This is a genomic window from Candidatus Planktophila lacus, from assembly GCF_002288385.1.
Taxonomy (GTDB): Bacteria; Actinomycetota; Actinomycetes; order Nanopelagicales; family Nanopelagicaceae; genus Planktophila; species Planktophila lacus_D.
In genome coordinates, this window is the sequence record NZ_CP016783.1 from 652177 (window position 1) to 670554 (window position 18378).

15 protein-coding genes and 3 rRNA genes are annotated in these 18378 nt (G+C 49.6%); 16 read left to right on the plus strand and 2 right to left on the minus strand.

The features are described 5' to 3' along the window. Positions 1-98: 98 nt before the first annotated feature. From A1sIIB60_RS03255 to A1sIIB60_RS03310, 13 genes are all read left to right on the plus strand, one after another. A 16S ribosomal RNA gene (locus tag A1sIIB60_RS03255) occupies positions 99-1611 on the plus strand. Between the two features lie 301 nt (positions 1612-1912). Continuing rightward, a 23S ribosomal RNA gene (locus A1sIIB60_RS03260) occupies positions 1913-5004 on the plus strand. 135 nt (positions 5005-5139) lie between these two features. Continuing rightward, positions 5140-5256: ribosomal RNA gene (gene rrf / locus A1sIIB60_RS03265) — 5S ribosomal RNA — on the plus strand. Together the 16S, 23S and 5S rRNA genes form the textbook arrangement of a ribosomal RNA operon. A 130-nt stretch (positions 5257-5386) precedes the next feature. After that, positions 5387-6355, plus strand: a complete 969-nt coding sequence (locus A1sIIB60_RS03270; protein ID WP_223298728.1) for a tetratricopeptide repeat protein — start codon at positions 5387-5389, stop codon at positions 6353-6355. Between the two features lie 105 nt (positions 6356-6460). Continuing rightward, positions 6461-6793: a single-stranded DNA-binding protein gene (locus tag A1sIIB60_RS03275; RefSeq protein ID WP_095689112.1), complete on the plus strand. Its 333-nt coding sequence runs from the start codon at positions 6461-6463 to the stop codon at positions 6791-6793. Between the two features lie 43 nt (positions 6794-6836). After that, complete coding sequence (locus tag A1sIIB60_RS03280; RefSeq protein WP_095689113.1) at positions 6837-7184, plus strand: hypothetical protein; 348 nt, start codon at positions 6837-6839, stop codon at positions 7182-7184. Then, the gene (locus A1sIIB60_RS07275) at positions 7184-7351 is read left to right on the plus strand and encodes a hypothetical protein (protein ID WP_190279226.1); all 168 of its coding nucleotides are present in this window, start codon (positions 7184-7186) and stop codon (positions 7349-7351) included. The genes A1sIIB60_RS03280 and A1sIIB60_RS07275 overlap by 1 nt, the downstream gene beginning before the upstream one ends. A gap of 35 nt (positions 7352-7386) precedes the next feature. Next, the gene (locus A1sIIB60_RS03285) at positions 7387-8175 is read left to right on the plus strand and encodes a TlyA family RNA methyltransferase (protein ID WP_095689114.1); all 789 of its coding nucleotides are present in this window, start codon (positions 7387-7389) and stop codon (positions 8173-8175) included. Next, positions 8175-9029: an NAD kinase gene (locus A1sIIB60_RS03290; RefSeq protein WP_095677316.1), complete on the plus strand. Its 855-nt coding sequence runs from the start codon at positions 8175-8177 to the stop codon at positions 9027-9029. Before A1sIIB60_RS03285 ends, A1sIIB60_RS03290 begins: the two co-directional genes overlap by 1 nt. Continuing rightward, on the plus strand, positions 9022-10755 hold the full coding sequence (gene recN, locus A1sIIB60_RS03295) for a DNA repair protein RecN (RefSeq protein ID WP_095677317.1): 1734 nt from the start codon (positions 9022-9024) through the stop codon (positions 10753-10755). The genes A1sIIB60_RS03290 and recN overlap by 8 nt, the downstream gene beginning before the upstream one ends. A gap of 17 nt (positions 10756-10772) precedes the next feature. Beyond that, positions 10773-12407 carry a CTP synthase gene (locus A1sIIB60_RS03300; RefSeq protein WP_095689115.1) on the plus strand — a complete coding sequence of 545 codons (1635 nt, stop codon included), beginning with the start codon at positions 10773-10775 and terminating at the stop codon, positions 12405-12407. 2 nt (positions 12408-12409) lie between these two features. After that, the gene (gene ald / locus A1sIIB60_RS03305) at positions 12410-13498 is read left to right on the plus strand and encodes an alanine dehydrogenase (protein ID WP_095689116.1); all 1089 of its coding nucleotides are present in this window, start codon (positions 12410-12412) and stop codon (positions 13496-13498) included. After that, positions 13488-14411 (plus strand): site-specific tyrosine recombinase XerD, encoded by a 924-nt coding sequence (locus A1sIIB60_RS03310; RefSeq protein WP_095689117.1) that lies wholly within the window; start codon positions 13488-13490, stop codon positions 14409-14411. The genes ald and A1sIIB60_RS03310 overlap by 11 nt, the downstream gene beginning before the upstream one ends. Here the strand turns inward: A1sIIB60_RS03310 and A1sIIB60_RS03315 are convergent. Continuing rightward, positions 14408-14818: a hypothetical protein gene (locus A1sIIB60_RS03315; protein ID WP_095671083.1), complete on the minus strand. Its 411-nt coding sequence runs from the start codon at positions 14816-14818 to the stop codon at positions 14408-14410. The genes A1sIIB60_RS03310 and A1sIIB60_RS03315 overlap by 4 nt on opposite strands. Then, entirely contained in the window at positions 14815-15699 is an 885-nt protein-coding gene (locus A1sIIB60_RS03320) for a ParA family protein (RefSeq protein WP_095689118.1), read from the minus strand. Before A1sIIB60_RS03320 ends, A1sIIB60_RS03315 begins: the two co-directional genes overlap by 4 nt. A 119-nt stretch (positions 15700-15818) precedes the next feature. On the opposite strand from A1sIIB60_RS03320, the gene A1sIIB60_RS03325 reads away from it, so the two are divergent. The 3 genes from A1sIIB60_RS03325 to A1sIIB60_RS03335 all read left to right on the plus strand — a co-directional run bounded on the left by A1sIIB60_RS03325 (position 15819) and on the right by A1sIIB60_RS03335 (position 18134). Next, positions 15819-16727, plus strand: coding sequence for a segregation and condensation protein A (locus A1sIIB60_RS03325; protein WP_095689621.1), 909 nt, complete (start codon positions 15819-15821; stop codon positions 16725-16727). Further along, positions 16720-17271, plus strand: a complete 552-nt coding sequence (gene scpB, locus A1sIIB60_RS03330; RefSeq protein WP_095689119.1) for an SMC-Scp complex subunit ScpB — start codon at positions 16720-16722, stop codon at positions 17269-17271. The genes A1sIIB60_RS03325 and scpB overlap by 8 nt, the downstream gene beginning before the upstream one ends. 149 nt (positions 17272-17420) lie before the next feature. Continuing rightward, the gene (locus tag A1sIIB60_RS03335; protein ID WP_095689120.1) at positions 17421-18134 is read left to right on the plus strand and encodes a pseudouridine synthase; all 714 of its coding nucleotides are present in this window, start codon (positions 17421-17423) and stop codon (positions 18132-18134) included. The last annotated feature ends 244 nt before the right edge of the window (positions 18135-18378 follow it).

The window sequence follows — 18378 nt, forward strand, 5'->3', positions numbered from 1 at the left end:
ACACTGTTAATTCAGTGCTTTGCAATACTCGTTGATTTCCTTTGGTAAAGACAAAATAAACGACAGTTTGTTTGTCTCGTAAGCCATGAACAAAACTTTCTATGGAGAGTTTGATCCTGGCTCAGGACGAACGCTGGCGGCGTGCTTAACACATGCAAGTCGAGCGATGAGATCACTTCGGTGAAGGATTAGCGGCGAACGGGTGAGGAACACGTGAAGAATCTGCCTTCAACTCTGGGATAACTCCGGGAAACCGGGGCTAATACCGGATATGAGCCTTGATCGCATGATCGGGGCTGGAAAGTTTTTCGGTTGAAGATGACTTCGCGGCCTATCAGCTTGTTGGTGAGGTAATGGCTCACCAAGGCGACGACGGGTAGCCGGCCTGAGAGGGCGACCGGCCACACTGGGACTGAGACACGGCCCAGACTCCTACGGGAGGCAGCAGTGGGGAATATTGGGCAATGGACGAAAGTCTGACCCAGCGACGCCGCGTGCGGGATGAAGGCCTTCGGGTTGTAAACCGCTTTCAGCAGGGAATAAGCGCAAGTGAAGGTACCTGCAGAAGAAGCACCGGCTAACTATGTGCCAGCAGCCGCGGTAATACATAGGGTGCAAGCGTTGTCCGGAATTATTGGGCGTAAAGAGCTCGTAGGTGGTTTGTTACGTCGGTTGTGAAATTCAGGGGCTCAACCCCTGACTTGCAGCCGATACGGGCAAGCTAGAGTTTGGTAGGGGAGACTGGAATTCCTGGTGTAGCGGTGGAATGCGCAGATATCAGGAGGAACACCGATGGCGAAGGCAGGTCTCTGGGCCAATACTGACACTGAGGAGCGAAAGCGTGGGGAGCGAACAGGATTAGATACCCTGGTAGTCCACGCCGTAAACGGTGGGCGCTAGTTGTGCGAACCTTCCACGGTTTGTGCGACGCAGCTAACGCATTAAGCGCCCCGCCTGGGGAGTACGATCGCAAGATTAAAACTCAAAGGAATTGACGGGGCCCCGCACAAGCAGCGGAGCATGCGGCTTAATTCGACGCAACGCGAAGAACCTTACCAAGGCTTGACATATACAGGAATATGGCAGAGATGTCATAGCCGCAAGGTCTGTATACAGGTGGTGCATGGTTGTCGTCAGCTCGTGTCGTGAGATGTTGGGTTAAGTCCCGCAACGAGCGCAACCCTCGTTCTGTGTTGCCAGCATTAAGTTGGGGACTCACAGGAGACTGCCGGGGTTAACTCGGAGGAAGGTGGGGATGACGTCAAATCATCATGCCCCTTATGTCTTGGGCTGCACGCATGCTACAATGGCTGGTACAAACGGCTGCGATACCGCAAGGTGGAGCGAATCCGATAAAGCCAGTCTCAGTTCGGATTGGGGTCTGCAACTCGACCCCATGAAGTCGGAGTTGCTAGTAATCGTAGATCAGCAACGCTACGGTGAATACGTTCCCGGGGCTTGTACACACCGCCCGTCACATCACGAAAGTCGGTAACACCCAAAGTCAGTGGCCCAACCGCAAGGAGGGAGCTGCCAAAGGTGGGATCGGTGATTGGGATGAAGTCGTAACAAGGTAGCCGTACCGGAAGGTGCGGCTGGATCACCTCCTTTCTAAGGAGCATCTGAACTCAAAAATATTGAGAAATCAGGCTCATATGTGGAGCATTGACTTAGGTTTATCTAAGAATTCATGTCAGTACAACTTGATTTGTTGAAAAACAATGATGGAGTGGAAAGCCCCTGAATTTCGAATATCAACTAGGCACGTTGTTGGGTCCTGAGGGGACGGCTAGCGCCAAACCTCTGGACTTAATAAGAAGAGATACTGGATAGATTTATCTAACCAAGTCTCAACTCTTATTGAGTACCGCCCGTATTTTGAGAACTACACAGTGGACGCGAGCATCTTTGTGGAAAAATTATTAAGCGCACATGGCGGATGCCTTGGCATCAGAAGCCGATGAAGGACGTAGTAGGCTGCGATAAGCCTCGGGGAGCTGTCAAACGAGCTTTGATCCGAGGATTTCCGAATGGGGAAACCCAGCCAGAGTAATGTCTGGTTATTTCTGCCTGAATATATAGGGCAGATAAAGGGAACGTGGGGAAGTGAAACATCTCAGTACCCACAGGAAGAGAAAACAACCGTGATTCCGTTAGTAGTGGCGAGCGAAAACGGAAGAGGCCAAACCAATACTGTGCCAAGCCGGCAGGCGTTGCAGTATCGGTGTTGTGGGACCAGTTAGGTTGGACTGCCGTTCAACCAAAGAGTCAAAAACTAGCTAAGTAGATGAATGGCGTGGGAAAGCCAGTCATAGAGGGTGAGAACCCCGTAGTCGAAACTTAGTTAACTCTTTATTGGTATCCCAAGTAATACCGAACTCGAGGAATTCGGTATGAATCTGGCGGGACCACCCGCTAAGCCTAAATACTCTCTGATGACCGATAGCGGACTAGTACCGTGAGGGAAAGGTGAAAAGAACCCCGTAAGGGGAGTGAAATAGAATCTGAAACCGTGTGCGTACAAGCCGTTGGAGCGACGTAAGTTGTGACAGCGTGCCTTTTGAAGAATGAGTCTACGAGTTAGTGTCGTGTTGCAAGGTTAACCCGTCGAGGGGAAGCCGTAGCGAAAGCGAGTCTGAATAGGGCGATTAAGTAGCACGATCTAGACCCGAAGCGAGGTGATCTACGCATGGCCAGGTTGAAGCGCGGGTAAGACCGCGTGGAGGACCGAACCCACTAATGTTGAAAAATTAGGGGATGAGCTGTGTGTAGGGGTGAAAGGCCAATCAAACTTCGTGATAGCTGGTTCTCTCCGAAATGCATTTAGGTGCAGCGTTGCGTGTTTCTTACCGGAGGTAGAGCTACTGGATGGTCGAGGGGTCCTACAAGATTACCAACATCAGCCAAACTCCGAATGCCGGTAAGTGAGAGCGCAGCAGTGAGACTGTGGGGGATAAGCTTCATGGTCGAGAGGGAAACAACCCAGAATAGCAACTAAGGTCCCAAAGCCTGTGCTAAGTGGAAAAGGATGTGAAGTCGCATAGACAACCAGGAGGTTGGCTTAGAAGCAGCCACCCTTAAAAGAGTGCGTAATAGCTCACTGGTCAAGTGATTTCGCGCCGACAATGTAACGGGGCTCAAGCACAGCACCGAAGTTCTATCATTCAAGCATTATCCCGGTCGTAAGATCCAGGAGCTTGGATGGGTAGGAGAGCGTTGTGTGACTGGTGAAGCGGCAGAGGAATCTAGCCGTGGAAGTCACACAAGTGAGAATGTAGACATGAGTAGCGAGAGAGGGGTGAGAAACCCCTCCGCCGAAAGACCAAGGGTTCCTGGGCCAGGCTAATCCGCCCAGGGTAAGTCGGGACCTAAGGCGAGGCCGTCAGGCGTAGTCGATGGACAACTGGTTGATATTCCAGTACCCGCTTAAAATCGCCCATAGCGAATGTACTAATGCTAAGACCCATAATCAGGCTGGCTTCGGTCAGACCTGAGGTTGCGTCGAACCGGTGTACTAGTAGCTAAGCAATGGTGTGACGCAGGAAGGTAGTTCATCCCGGGCGATGGTTGTCCCGGGGTAAGGTCGTAGGGCGTTACGTAGGCAAATCCGCGTAACACATGCCTGAGAACTGATGCCGAGCCGTAAGGCGAAGTGAATGATCCTATGCTGCCAAGAAAAGCATCTAGCAAGATTTTAAGTAGCCCGTACCCGAAACCGACACAGGTGGTCAGGTAGAGAATACCAAGGCGATCGAGATAATTATGGATAAGGAACTCGGCAAAATGCCCCCGTAACTTCGGGAGAAGGGGGGCCCTTTGACGTGTAGGAGTTTTCCTCCGAAGCGTTGGAAGGCCGCAGAGACCAGGCTCAAGCGACTGTTTACCAAAAACACAGGTCCGTGCGAAGTAGCAATACGATGTATACGGACTGACGCCTGCCCGGTGCTGGAAGGTTAAGGGGACTGGTTAGCCGCAAGGCGAAGCTGAGAACTTAAGCCCCAGTAAACGGCGGTGGTAACTATAACCATCCTAAGGTAGCGAAATTCCTTGTCGGGTAAGTTCCGACCTGCACGAATGGCGTAACGACTTGAGCGCTGTCTCATCCGTAAACTCGGCGAAATTGCATTACGAGTAAAGATGCTCGTTACGCGCAGAAAGACGGAAAGACCCCGGGACCTTTACTATATCTTGATATTGGTGTTCGGAACGGTTTGTGTAGCATAGGTGGGAGACTTTGAAGCGGGCACGCCAGTGTTTGTGGAGTCATCGTTGAAATACCACTCTGATCGTTTTGAACTTCTAACCTCGGTCCGTAATCCGGATCAGGGACAGTGTCTGGTGGGTAGTTTGACTGGGGCGGTCGCCTCCTAAAAAGTAACGGAGGCGCTCAAAGGTTCCCTCAACCTGGTTGGCAATCAGGTGTCGAGTGTAAGTGCACAAGGGAGCTTAACTGTGAGACAGACATGTCGAGCAGGTGCGAAAGCAGGAACTAGTGATCCGGCGGTGGCTTGTGGAAGCGCCGTCGCTCAACGGATAAAAGGTACCCCGGGGATAACAGGCTGATCTTGCCCAAGAGTCCATATCGACGGCAAGGTTTGGCACCTCGATGTCGGCTCGTCTCATCCTGGGGCTGGAGTAGGTCCCAAGGGTTGGGCTGTTCGCCCATTAAAGAGGCACGCGAGCTGGGTTCAGAACGTCGTGAGACAGTTCGGTCCCTATCTTCTGTGCGCGTAAGAAACTTGAGAAGGGCTAACCCTAGTACGAGAGGACCGGGTTGGACGAACCTCTGGTGTGTCGGTTGTTCCGCCAGGAGCACCGCCGATTAGCTACGTTCGGAAGGGATAACCGCTGAAAGCATCTAAGCGGGAAGCTCGCTTCAAGATTAGGTTTCTCATTGGTTTACCAAGTAAGGCCCCCAGCTAGACTACTGGGTTGATAGGGTGGAAGTGGAAGAGCCGTAAGGCTTGGAGCTGACCACTACTAATAGGCCGAGGATTTAACTACAAAGTTGCTACGCGTCCACTGTGTGGTTCTCGAGATACGGTCGAGAACCACGAAATAGAGAGAGTTCTGACATCTATAAACGATGGCTTCAGAATTCGATCTAATTCAAAGGTTTTGTCGAAATCTCAATAGCGTTTCGGCGACCATAGCGAGAGGGAAACACCCGGTCCCATTCCGAACCCGGAAGTTAAGCCTCTCAGCGTCGATGGTACTGCAAGGGTGACCTTGTGGGAGAGTAGAACGTCGCCGGACTTCTTTTATAAAAAGGGGCACTTTCACGAGTGCCCCTTTTTTATTTGCGTTTGGTTTATTTGTCGACTGGTTTATTTCCCTAACGGTTTCATCGCTAGAATTATCTAAAATCTAAATAGAGGAGAACGAAATGGATGAGAGAAAACCACGCGCCAATTCTGGCCGTCCATCCAGCCGTCCCTCTTCCTCTGATCGTCCTTCTTCAAGTGGACGCCCATCGAGCCGACCAAGTTCAGATCGTCCAAGCTCAGGTCGCCCATCATCTTCTTCATCCTCAAGATCATCTGGTCCAAATCGCGAACGTCGCCGTGAAGATCTTCCGGCTCGTGGTGGTTCATCCGATCGTGGTGGTGCAACCCGTCAGGTATCGCAAGGGCGTGAAGCCAGTGATCCACGCGGGTTTCGTCCCAAACCTTTAGAACGTGATCAATCAAGACTTCGCCCCAGAATTTTCGAACCAGATATTCCAGAAGAAATTACTGGTGAAGAGTTAGAGAAGAGCGTTCGCGCAGAGTTGTTAAGTTTGTCTGCAGAGAATGCAAAAGTCGTTGCACGGCATTTAGTTTCGATAAATATTCACATGGATTCGGATCCAGAACTTGCACATAAACATGGAATTGCGGCTGCACATCATGCTGGTCGCCTAGCTGTTGTTCGCGAGAGCGCTGGTTATGCTGCATATCGCGCTGGTTATTACGAGATTGCGCTAAAGGAGCTTCGCGCTGCGCACCGAATTTCTGGTGATGTATCTATGTGGCCGGTAATGGCAGATTGCGAAAGAGGTCTAGGAAGGCCGCTAAAAGCCCTGAATTTGGCTGGTTCTGAGGAGGTTAAGCGTCTTGCGAAACCAGAAGAAATTGAAATGCGCATTGTTGCATCAGGTGCGCGTCGTGATCTTGGCGAGTTAGATGCTGCCGTTATCACACTGACGTGTAAAGAGCTAAAGACCGAGGACGAAGAGTGGGCAGTTCGCCTTCGCTATGCATATGCCGATGCCCTTGAGGTTGCCGGTCGTAAAGCAGAAGCTCGCGAGTGGTTTAAGAAGTGTGCAGATATTGATCATGATGAATTCACTGACGCCTTGATGCGCGCTCAGTAATTCACTTATCCACACCTAACCTCAAACAACTCCTCTTCTGTCACAGCCTTAGTTCACTATCTCCTCCTTGCGCAATCGCGTACTTTTTACAATAGGGAGTAAGAGATGGTTAAGAAAGTTGTTGAAGAAGAAGTTATCGATCACTCGCTGAATGATTTGCTTTTACGGGGGAGAGTCTCGGCCGAGGCGACAACGAAAGAACTTCCGAGCGGTGACAAAGTTGTCGAGTTTCGTTTGATTGTTACTCGCGCAGAACGCGAGGGCGTTGACACTTTAGATATCGCAGCCTGGAGCGCTAAGTCACGTAAAACAGCGTTAACGCTTAAGGCAGACCAGTGGGTAGAGATTTCTGGCAGTATCCATCGCCGCTTTTGGCACTCCCCGGGTGGTTTGGCATCTCGTTGGCAGGTTGAAGCGATCGAGATTTCTCGCCTTTAAGGCGTAAAAGGCCTACTTCCCGCTTATTGGATAGGCTAGAGACATGGCTAAATCCTCGAACGATCTCTTCTCAACGCTTCGTACTTACATCTCGAAGGTAACTGAAGGAGAGAAATCTCCTGCAGAAGTTGCTGCAGCTCTAAATGGTTGGGCGCGCGAGAGCGCAGATGCCCTTAAATCAAAGATCCATGAAGAAGTCGAAGCGAGCGTTGCGAAGATGGGATTTGTAAAACGTGATGAGTTCGATCGTTTAGCGGCACAGGTTGCTGCAATGAAGAGCGAAGCCTCAACAAAGAAGGCTTCTGCAAAGAAGACTGCACCTAAGAAACCAGTAGCAAAAAAATCTGCTGCGAAGAAGAGCGCTCCAAAGAAGAAGGCGGTTAAGAAGTAATGTCGAATGAATTCAACACTACAGAAGAGTCCGCTCCTTCACTAGTAGAAGAAGTGAAGATCGAACTCAGCGAGATCGATACTGCCGATCTAACAGAACACGCTGCACGTTTTGATGCTCTCCATGGCAAGTTGCAAGAAGCGCTTAACTCAATCGATGGCCTCTAAAGGCTTAATCGAAGTACTTAAAGAAAGTAAATGAGATGAAGACTCGCTTAGATGCTGAACTGGTTCGTCGCGAACTAGCTCGCTCACGCGAGCACGCAGCCGATCTAATCGAATCTCGTTCGGTATTAGTTGGAGGAATCCCAGCAACAAAGCCGGCAACACAGGTAGATGCCGAAACTTCGATAACAATTCAAGGCGACCGTGATGACTTTGTTTCTCGTGGAGGTCATAAATTGGCGGGGGCTTTAGAAGTTTTTAAGGACGTTGTTGTAGAAGGAAAGAATTGTCTCGATGCGGGTGCGTCCACTGGTGGTTTCACCGATGTACTTCTACGCCAAGGCGCAAAGTTGGTCGTTGCAGTAGATGTTGGATACGGGCAGTTGGCTTGGGAACTTCGCCAAGATCCTCGCGTGAAGATCCTGGATCGCACAAATATCCGCCATCTAACCGGCGATATGGTCGGTGAAGAAATCGATTTGGTCGTTGCAGATCTCTCCTTTATCTCACTCTCGCTAGTACTTCCTGCACTCGCTGCAGTTTCGAAACCGAACGCTGATTTTGTTTTAATGGTTAAGCCACAATTTGAAGTTGGACGCGAAAAGTTAGGTGCGGGTGGCGTGGTACGCGACCCTGAACTTCGTAAGGCTGCCGTGCTAGATGTAGCTGAATCTGCTTATGACGTTGGCCTAGGCACCATGGGAATTGCCGCTTCACCACTTCCAGGTCCTGCCGGAAACGTTGAATACTTCTTATGGCTGCGTCGCGGAGCACCAGCAATTGATAAAGCCTCTGTCGATCAAGCGATTGCGATGGGACCTGCCTAATGTCACGTCACGCAATATTTGTCGTCAACGCATCGCGCGCAGAAGCAGTGGCTGCAACAAAAGAGATCTCACAAATCCTTCTTAAAGATGGCTTCACACTTTCAACTCCATCAGAAATTTCGATCCTTGGAATTTCTCAACATCCAGCTGAAGATCTTCCAAAGGCTGAAGTTGTTCTAGTTCTCGGGGGAGATGGCACGATCCTTCGTGGTTCTGAAATCGCGCGCCGCCAAGATATTCCAATTCTTGGCATCAACCTTGGCCATGTTGGATTTATGGCAGAAGTTGAAAAACCTGCGCTCTCTGAGATTGCAGCAAGCGTTATCGCCAAAGATTATGTAACTGAAAACCGCATGGTTTTAAAGTATTCGGTAGAGCGAGCCGGAAAAGTTGTAGATACAGGTTGGGCGCTTAACGAAGTTACCGTCGAACGCAACGGAACAACGATGGTTGAACTCTTTGTGCAGATCGATGGACGCCCGCTCTCTCGCTGGGGCTGCGATGGACTCATCTGCTCAACGCCAACTGGTTCAACTGCATATGCATTTAGCGCAGGCGGTCCAGTTCTTTGGCCCGAAATCGATGCGCTCGTACTTCTACCAATTTCAGCGCACGCCCTCTTTTCTCGTCCAATGGTTGTTTCACCAAAATCTGAAATTATCGTAGATATCGAATCCAGCGATGCGCTTCTATCATCGGATTCGCTACGTAAATTTCCTCTCCAATTGTCGGATCGCATCTTGATTACTCGTGATTCATCGGTGATCAAGCTTTCACATATCAAACCAACGCTCTTTACTGATCGATTGGTGGCTAAATTTAAACTTCCCATTGAAGGTTGGCGCGGTGAGTGATCGTTCTCATCTAGAGGAAATCTCAATTCGCTCGATCGGCGTTATCGATCAATCTTCACTTGAATTAAGCCCCGGTTTAAATGTTTTAACTGGCGAAACTGGCGCTGGAAAGACAATGATTCTCACCGCTCTTCAATTAGTTCTTGGCGGAAAGAGCGATAGCTCGTTAGTACGTCACGGTAGTGAACGGTTATTGGCCTCAGCGCGGTTCTCCGTTAATAAGACAATCGCCGAAATCGCAATCGAGTCCGGCGCCGATGTTGAAGATGGAACCCTGATTTTAACTCGTACTGTAAATGCCGATGGAAAAAGCAAGGCAGTTGCTGGTGGTGCAAACGTTCCAGCAGCAACGCTTTCCTCACTTGCCGATCATTTAGTTGAGATTCATGGACAAGCGGCGAATCATCAAATTGTTAAGCCAGCAAGACAGCGTGAACTACTTGATCGATTTATTGGTAGCGATCTTTCCAAGGCACTTCAGCGCTATCAGTTAACTTTCAACGAATATAACGATCTAAAGGCGCGCATTAAAGCGATGCGCGAGAGCGTTAGTAAGCGCGATTCTCAGATAGCAGAGTTGCAGGAATTCTCATCAGCCTGGGTAAAGCTCAAAGCGGTACGTGGTGAAGTAGCCTCAACGAACGATCAAATTTCTCGTCTTTCTAGCGTTGAGGATCTGAGAGTTGCAACAGATGGCGCAAGCCAAGCCATAGCAAATGAAGAAGAAGGTTCGCTAACTTCACTGGGTGCAGCACGTCGTTTCCTAGATGTCGCGAAAGGTAAAGATGGAAAGTTGGATGAGATTGCATCTCGTATCGCAGAAGGCTTCTTCCTAATTGATGATGCAGCACGTGACCTATCTTCTTATCTCGCATCACTTGAAGCAGACCCCGGGCAACTCGACACATTGCAGGCTCGTAAAGCTGAACTTGCAGCCTTCCTAAAGAAGTGGGGCTCTTCAGCCGATCCCGACGAAGATTTAGTTCAACTAGCGGCTAAGGCAAAGAACGCAAAGATTGAGATCGAGGATCTAACGGGTGGCGATGAACGTATCGCGGAGTTAGATAAGGAACTTGGCGATATCAAGAAGAAACTCTTGTCGGCGGCAGAGAAGTTGACCCAAGTTCGCGCTGCGGGGGCAAGCAAACTTTCGCAAGCAGTCTCCGAAGAAATTCATCAACTTTCGATGCCGCACACTCAATATTCAGTTTCTGTTAACTCACCAGATTACAAAGGCGCACTCAGGGAATCTGATTTCACGCTACTTGGTTGTGATGAAGTTTCAATGCAGATCCAAGGCCATAAAGATGGTCCGCTAATTGCACTGGGCAAGGGCGCAAGCGGCGGCGAAATGTCACGCATTATGTTGGCCCTAGAAGTTGTCCTTGCTGCAACACATCCGGTTGGTACTTATATCTTCGATGAAGTCGATGCAGGCGTTGGCGGTAAAGCGGCGATCGAAGTCGGTCGCAGACTCGCTGCTCTTGCACAACACACACAAGTTATCGTTGTCACACATCTGCCACAGGTTGCAGCTTGGGCCGATAGCCACTTCGTTGTTAAGAAGAGTAGCGATGGAACTGTAACCGCCTCAGATGTTCAGGCTTTAGATGCCGCATCCCGCGTTGAAGAGATAGCAAGAATGCTCGCAGGTCTTGAAGAGTCGACAAGTGCGCGCGAACACGCCGCCGAGCTACTGGCGATGCGGGGCCAAGCCCGAAAGTAGTGATAAGTTTGTCTTCCATGGGCCAAGCGCATGTGACTAAACATATTTTCGTAACCGGTGGAGTAGCTTCAAGTCTCGGTAAAGGGCTCACCGCCTCAAGTCTTGGCAGGCTATTAGTTGCCCGTGGTATTCGCGTAACCATGGAGAAGCTTGATCCATACCTAAACGTCGACCCCGGCACCATGAACCCATTTCAGCACGGTGAAGTTTTCGTTACCGATGATGGCGCTGAAACAGATCTCGATATTGGCCACTACGAACGTTTTCTAGATCGCAACTTGCAGGGCTCAGCGAATGTAACAACAGGTCAGATTTACTCCCGCGTTATTGCGCGCGAGCGACGTGGTGAATACCTAGGTGAGACGGTTCAAGTAATTCCCCATATCACCAATGAGATTAAAGAACGTATGCACGCCATGTCATCTCCTGATGTAGATGTTGTTATCACTGAAATCGGCGGAACAGTAGGAGATATCGAATCCCAGCCATTCTTAGAAGCAGCACGTCAAATGCGTCAAGAAGTTGGACGCGATAACGTCTTCTACTTACATATCTCACTTGTGCCTTATATCGGTCCATCAGGTGAGTTAAAGACGAAACCAACTCAACACTCAGTTGCTGCACTACGCAGTATCGGTATCGCACCCGATGCAGTGGTACTTCGCTCTGATCGTGAAATTCCAATCGGCATAAAGAAGAAGATTTCACTTATGTGTGACGTTGATGTAGAAGCGGTCGTCGCGGCGGTAGATGCACCATCTATCTATGACATTCCAAAGGTGCTCTTCTCTGAAGGGCTGGATGCTTACGTTGTACGTCGTTTATCTCTAGGTGGACATGAAGTTCAATGGGGCGAATGGGATGACTTACTTGAAAAAGTTCATCATCCAAAGCATCAAGTAAAAGTTGCTCTCGTTGGAAAATACATCGATCTACCTGATGCTTATCTCTCTGTTTCCGAAGCGCTGCGCGCTGGTGGTTTTGCGAATAATGCAAAGGTTTCAATAATTTGGATACCTAGCGATGACTGTGAAACACCAGAAGGTGCGAAGAAGGCCCTTGGCGAAGTAGATGCGATCTGCGTTCCTGGAGGTTTCGGTGTACGTGGAATCGAAGGCAAGTTAGGCGCGCTTAAATTTGCTCGCGAAAACAAGATTCCAACTCTCGGACTCTGCTTAGGTTTGCAGTGCATGGTCATCGAAGCAGCGCGCAATTTAGCTGGAATTAAAGATGCTAACTCTGCAGAATTTTCTCCAGAATCTGGCACACATGTCATTGCAACTATGGATGATCAGAAGGAGATAGTTTCTGGTCAAGCAGATATGGGTGGCACGATGCGTCTTGGTCTCTACACGGCAACTCTAAAACCAGGTTCGATTGTCGCAAAGACTTATGGTGCAGAAGAGATTTCCGAACGCCATCGCCATCGTTATGAAGTAAATAATCAATATCGAGATCAGATTTCTAGTGCTGGCCTTACTTTCTCAGGAATGTATAAGGAACGCGACCTCGTGGAGTTTGTAGAACTTCCTTCTGAGGTACATCCTTACTACGTGGGAACTCAAGCCCACCCTGAGTTGCGCTCTAGACCTACGCGTCCTCATCCGCTATTTATTGGTCTAATTGCGGCAGCGATTAAATCGAGAGGCTAAAAATGTTAGTTGGCGTTCCTAAAGAGATTAAGGTCCACGAATCTAGGGTCGCTCTAACTCCCGAAGGCGTTTTTGAATTTACCCGCAGTGGCCACGAAGTAGTTGTTGAAAAAGGCGCCGGAGTTGGATCATCAATTAGCGATGCGGATTTCGTTGCAGCGGGTGCACGCATCGAGGCAGATATTGAAAAAATCTGGAGTGAATCAGATTTGATTTTGAAGGTAAAAGAGCCGATAGAGGTTGAATATCCGAGACTTCGCTCAGGTCAGATCCTCTTTACCTACCTGCACTTAGCAGCGAGCAAGCCTTGCACCGACGCATTGTTAAAGAGTGGCACCACTGCTATCGCTTATGAAACTGTGGAAGTTAATGGAACGTTGCCGTTGCTTGCTCCGATGAGCGAAGTTGCTGGACGTCTATCTGTTCAAGTTGGGGCGTATGCCTTGCAGAAACCAAACGGTGGACGTGGCGTGCTATTAGGCGGTGTTCCCGGAGTAGCCCCCGGAAAAGTTGTTGTTATCGGCGGGGGAGTAGCAGGACTAAACGCTGCAGTTATTGCGATGGGCATGGGAGCTGATGTAACTGTTCTCGATCGTTCGCTTCCGCGATTGGCCTATATCGATTCGCTCTATAACGGACGAATCAAAACTTTAGCTTCGACTCTGCATGCCATCGATCGTGAGATCAAGAACGCTGATCTAGTTGTTGGTGCAGTGCTAGTACATGGCGCGAAGGCGCCAAAGTTGGTAACTAACGCCCAAGTGGCGCAGATGAAACCTGGTTCCGTATTAGTTGATATCGCCATAGATCAAGGTGGATGCTTCGAAGATTCCAAACCAACGACTCATGCTGAACCAACTTTTAGCGTTCATGGGTCAGTCTTTTACTGCGTGGCAAATATGCCAGGTGCTGTTCCAGTTGCTTCAACATATGCGCTAACAAATGCGACGCTGCCTTACGCGCTAGCGATTGCAAATAAGGGTTGGGAGCGGGCAATTGAGGAAGATCCAGCGCTCGATCGTGGGCTAAATGTTCATGCCGGAAAGATTCGCTATAACGCAGTAGCCCTGGCTCACGGTTATGAAGTTTGATAACGCGCTCCAATCCTTTCTCGATCACTTAACTATTGAACGTGGTTTATCGAGTAACTCAATCTCGGCATACAGAAGAGATCTCGCTAAATTCTCCGATTTTCTTGATAAAGAAAAGTTGGATTTTGAACGCTTGAGCGAAGATGAAATTATCAGTTTCGAAGTTTGGCTTAAGGGTTTAGGAAGGGCAGTTACTAGCATCAATCGCAATATCTCGGCGTTAAAGAGTTTCTACAAATATCTAGCGCAAGAGTTTTCAACAAATAATCCTGTTAGCGCAGTGTTAAGTTCAAAAGTTCCGCGCCGCCTACCTAAGGCGCTCACCATCAAGGAGATAACTTCACTAATTGATTCGACAAAGCGTGAAGGTGATCCAATTTCGCTTCGTGACCACGCAATTATTGAACTCCTCTATGGCACGGGAGCACGTGTAAGTGAGATCGTCGGAATCGATATCAACGATTTTGCACAGAGTGATGTGGAAGGCAATCCCATAACAACTCTGAAGTTGAGAGGTAAAGGATCAAAAGAGCGGATCGTGCCCCTTGGAAGTTTTGCAAAGACTGCTCTTGATGAGTACTTAGTCCGAATTAGACCGAACCTATTAAGTAAAAGTAAATCAGCCAGGGCTGAGACCGCGCTTTTCTTAAATCAACGGGGGAGCCGCCTATCCAGGCAGAGCGCTTGGCAGATGATTTCGGATGCTGCAGATTCAACTGGCTTATCCGGCAAAGTTTCACCGCACGTCTTTAGACATTCCTACGCCACACATTTGTTAGATGGTGGCGCTGATATTCGCGTGGTGCAAGAGCTACTGGGACATGCATCTGTAACTACGACGCAGATTTATACCCTGATCACGATAGATAAAGTGCGCGAAGCTTATGCAACCGCGCACCCGCGCGCTAATTAAATTCCGCGGAGTCTACGAGCAAGAATTGATTGATCGCCTTTAGCTTCAAGATCAGCAACGATTACCGCGATTGATTCACGAACAATGCGACCACGATCTACTGCCAGACCAAGGTCACCACGCAAGGTGAGGCGCGCTTGATCGAGATCAAAGAGTTCATCTGGAGAAAGATAAACAGTAATTTTCTCATCATGCTTTTCGCGACCAGATGGTGAACGATCAACTGTTGTAACGCGACGACGTGGCGTTGAACGAACGCCCTTTTTTGTCTTCGGATTTGTTGGAGCAACGCCAATAGCCTTGCTTACTTCTTGGGCCTCTTCAACAACTTGGCGTACTGCGCTAAGTGCTGGTGTATTCGCGCGGAAGAGTTCATCCGCTCCAGGCAAGCTTGCTCTACGGGTCATCGTGCGCCTCCTCGGGCAATTAGTTCACGGGCTAATCTGCGATAAGAAGCAGCGCCCCCTGATGATGATGCATAACTAGTAATTGGTTCACCGGCAACAGTTGTTTCAGAGAAGCGAATAGTTTTCGCGATAATTGTTTCGAAGACATCTTCGGGATACTTCTCTAAAATTGCAGTTAAAACTTCGCGGTTGTGAAGCGTCTTCTTCTCGTACATCGTCGCAAGGATTCCGATGAGATTTAGATCAGGGTTAAGGAAGCTCTTAACCTTCTCAATGTTTCCCTTGAGTTCAATAAATCCGTGAAGTGCGAAATATTCACATTGCAGCGGAACGATAACTTCATCTGATGCAACAAGTGCGTTGATCGTTAACTGGCCCATCGTAGGTTGGCAGTCGATCAAGATAACGTCGTAACGATCCTTTAGGCGACCAAGTGCGCGCTTTAAATACTGCTGCCCACCGATTTCAGCACCGAGCGTTGTTTCAGCGGTACCCAAATCGCGGTTAGCAGGAAGGAAATCTAGATTTGCAACAGATGATTTAAGAACGATCTCATCGATATTCGCATCCGGTGTCATCAACGCGTAATAAACAGTGTTCTCTAGTGGAAGTGCGTGTGCATTTACTCCAAGACCTAGAGATAAACCGCCTTGTGGGTCGAAGTCAACGAGAAGGACTCGGCGACCAAGTTCTGCAATGGCTGCACCCAGATTGATAGTTGTAGTTGTCTTACCTACGCCGCCCTTTTGATTAAAGATCGAGATGATCTTGGCTGGCTGGCCCTCAACTGGTGCTGGTGGAACACGGAAATTCTGGGGTTCGCGCCCGAGAAGAGTGGCGGTAGTTGCCACATCATCATCAAATGTCGATTTAGCGTTCAAGCGAGAAACCTCTTTCTGTTGGCGCGACTCTACGCTCCATGCGCAGATTTGAGCAAGTAAAGAAGTAAGGTTCGCAGGTGGATATCGAGATAAGCCCTGCAGATATAAAAGCAGCGGATATGAGCGGGGGCTCTGACGTATCGATCGAGAGTTCCCCTTTCAACGTCCACCTAGATAACTTTGATGGCCCGTTTGATCTACTGCTCCAGCTGATCTCGCGCCACAAGATGGATATCACCGAGGTCTCGCTGAGCATCGTTACCGATGAATTTATCTCCTTTATCCGGGCCCTTGAGGCCTCCGGTGAAGGCTGGCGCTTGGACCAGGCCACAGAATTCTTGGTAATCGCTGCCACCCTGCTTGATCTAAAGGCGGCTCGCCTCTTGCCTAGCGGTGAGATCGAGGATGAAGAAGACCTAGCCCTGCTCGAAGCCCGCGACATCCTCTTTGCTCGCCTGCTCCAATACCGCGCCTTTAAGGAGATCGCAGCGACCTTCGCCGCTCGCATCGAAGCCGCTGATAAGTCATTTGCCCGCGTCGTCGCCCTAGATCCCGCTCTTTCTGCGCTTCTGCCTGAGGTCTTGATCGGGGTAGGCGCACCGCGCTTTGCAGCGATCGCTGAGCGTGTACTCACGCCTAAAACCCCACCAGTGGTTGCCGTAGAACACCTCCACACCAGCCTGGTGAGCGTGGCTGAGGAGTCCAAGTTGGTTGTTGAGGCCCTTCGCAAGTCCCGCACTCTAAGTTTCCGAAACCTCTGCTCAGATGCCGACTCGACCCTAGTCATCGTCGCCAGGTTCCTAGCCCTGCTCGACCTCTATCGCCAAGGCGCGCTCCGTTTTGAGCAGGTAATTGCCCTCGGTGAGCTCCAGATCAGCTGGACCGGCTCAGATGAGGGCGAGGTCGCCGCCTCAGATGAGTTCGATATCCCGGTCTCTCTGCTCGATGACGAAGCCAGCGATGAACCAGAGGACGAAACCCCAGATTTAAGCGTAGTAAATGAGACAGAAGGTGGAGAAAATGTCTAATCCCGAACTCGAGCGTTCCATCGAGGCGATCCTGATGGTCGTAGATGAGCCAGTTACCGAGATAACCCTGGCCTCAGTTCTAGAACGTACCGTCGATGAGGTCGTTGAAGCGCTCGAACACCTAACCGGTTCATATGAAGGTCGTGGCTTCTCACTGAAGGCGATCAACGGGGGTTGGCGCTTCTATAGCCACCCAGAATGTTCGGCGGTGGTGGAGAAGTTTGTTCTCGATGGCCAGCAGAACCGCCTTACTCAGGCAGCGCTGGAGACCCTAGCTGTCATCGCCTACCGCCAGCCTGTATCTCGCGCCCGCGTCTCAGCCATTCGCGGTGTAAATGTTGAAGCGGTAATGAAGACCTTGGTGACCCGTGGGCTGGTAGAGGAGGCAGGGCTAGAGCCTGAGACTGGGGCGATCTTGTATAAGACCACAAGCTACTTCTTGGAAAGACTTGGACTTAACTCACTCGGTGATCTACCTGCACTGGCTCCTTATCTGCCGGATCTCGATCGCCTTGATGAGATCTTGGAATCACTCACCGACTAAGCTGCTTTTACGCTCAGGCTGGCCTTTGCTTTGACCCCTGTACCTGCTTTGGCGTAGACTGACGTCTCAACTTCCCCTTGATGGTCTAGCAGTTGAAGGCCATCTTTCTGGGGGAGCGCCCCTAATGACTGTCGAGAATGGATAGCCAAATGGCCGAAATGCGCCTGAATAAAATAATCGCCGACGCTGGAATCACGAGCCGTCGCGGAGCCGATGAGTTGATCATGGATGGTCGAGTAAGCGTGGACGGATTCATCTGTCGTGAGCTCGGAGCCAAGTTCGACCCACAAATGGTAAAAGTCATGGTTGATGGTGAGACAATTACGAGATCTTTGACTAAGTCTTATCTTGTACTTCATAAACCAAAAGGTGTTCTGTCTACGATGTTCGACCCGGAAGGTCGCCCCTCATTAGCCGACTTTATTGACCTCAGAAAAGAGCGCCTTTTCCACGTTGGACGCCTTGATAAGGACTCCGAAGGGTTAATCCTGCTTACCAATGATGGGGATTTAACTTTTAGAGCTACCCACCCATCTTTTGGGCTGGAAAAGACCTACATTATCGAATTTGATGGAAAGCTCCCGGTTGGGGCTGAGAAGACCCTTTTGAAAGGAATCGAGCTTGAGGATGGAATTGGCCGGGTTCTCTCATTTAAACAGTTGAGCCCCCAGTGGCTAGAAGTCACAATCCACGAAGGCAGGTACCACATTATCCGCCGGCTAATGGAGGCAGTCGATGTCACCGTCCTGCGATTGATCCGAACCAACTTCGGACCTATCTCCTTGGGGGATACCCCTGAAGGAAGATGGCGAGATCTAAATGCGGGCGAATTAGCAAACCTACAAAAGGCTTTAGATCTTTAAGGTTTTATCTATAGTCTGCCTACAAAGATATAAAACTATTTATCTATATAAATGCTCGAGTCCTCTTTTTTAACTATTTATCGATATTTTAATGCGGATTAAGGGGTATTTTAATCCCTTAATAACGATTTATCGATATTAATGAAATCCGGTGGTGCAGCTAGCGCGAGGATCTAACCGAAGAGCGCGAGAACGAATATCGTAAAAGCGTTTACTAGATATATCGATAAAACGCGATATATAT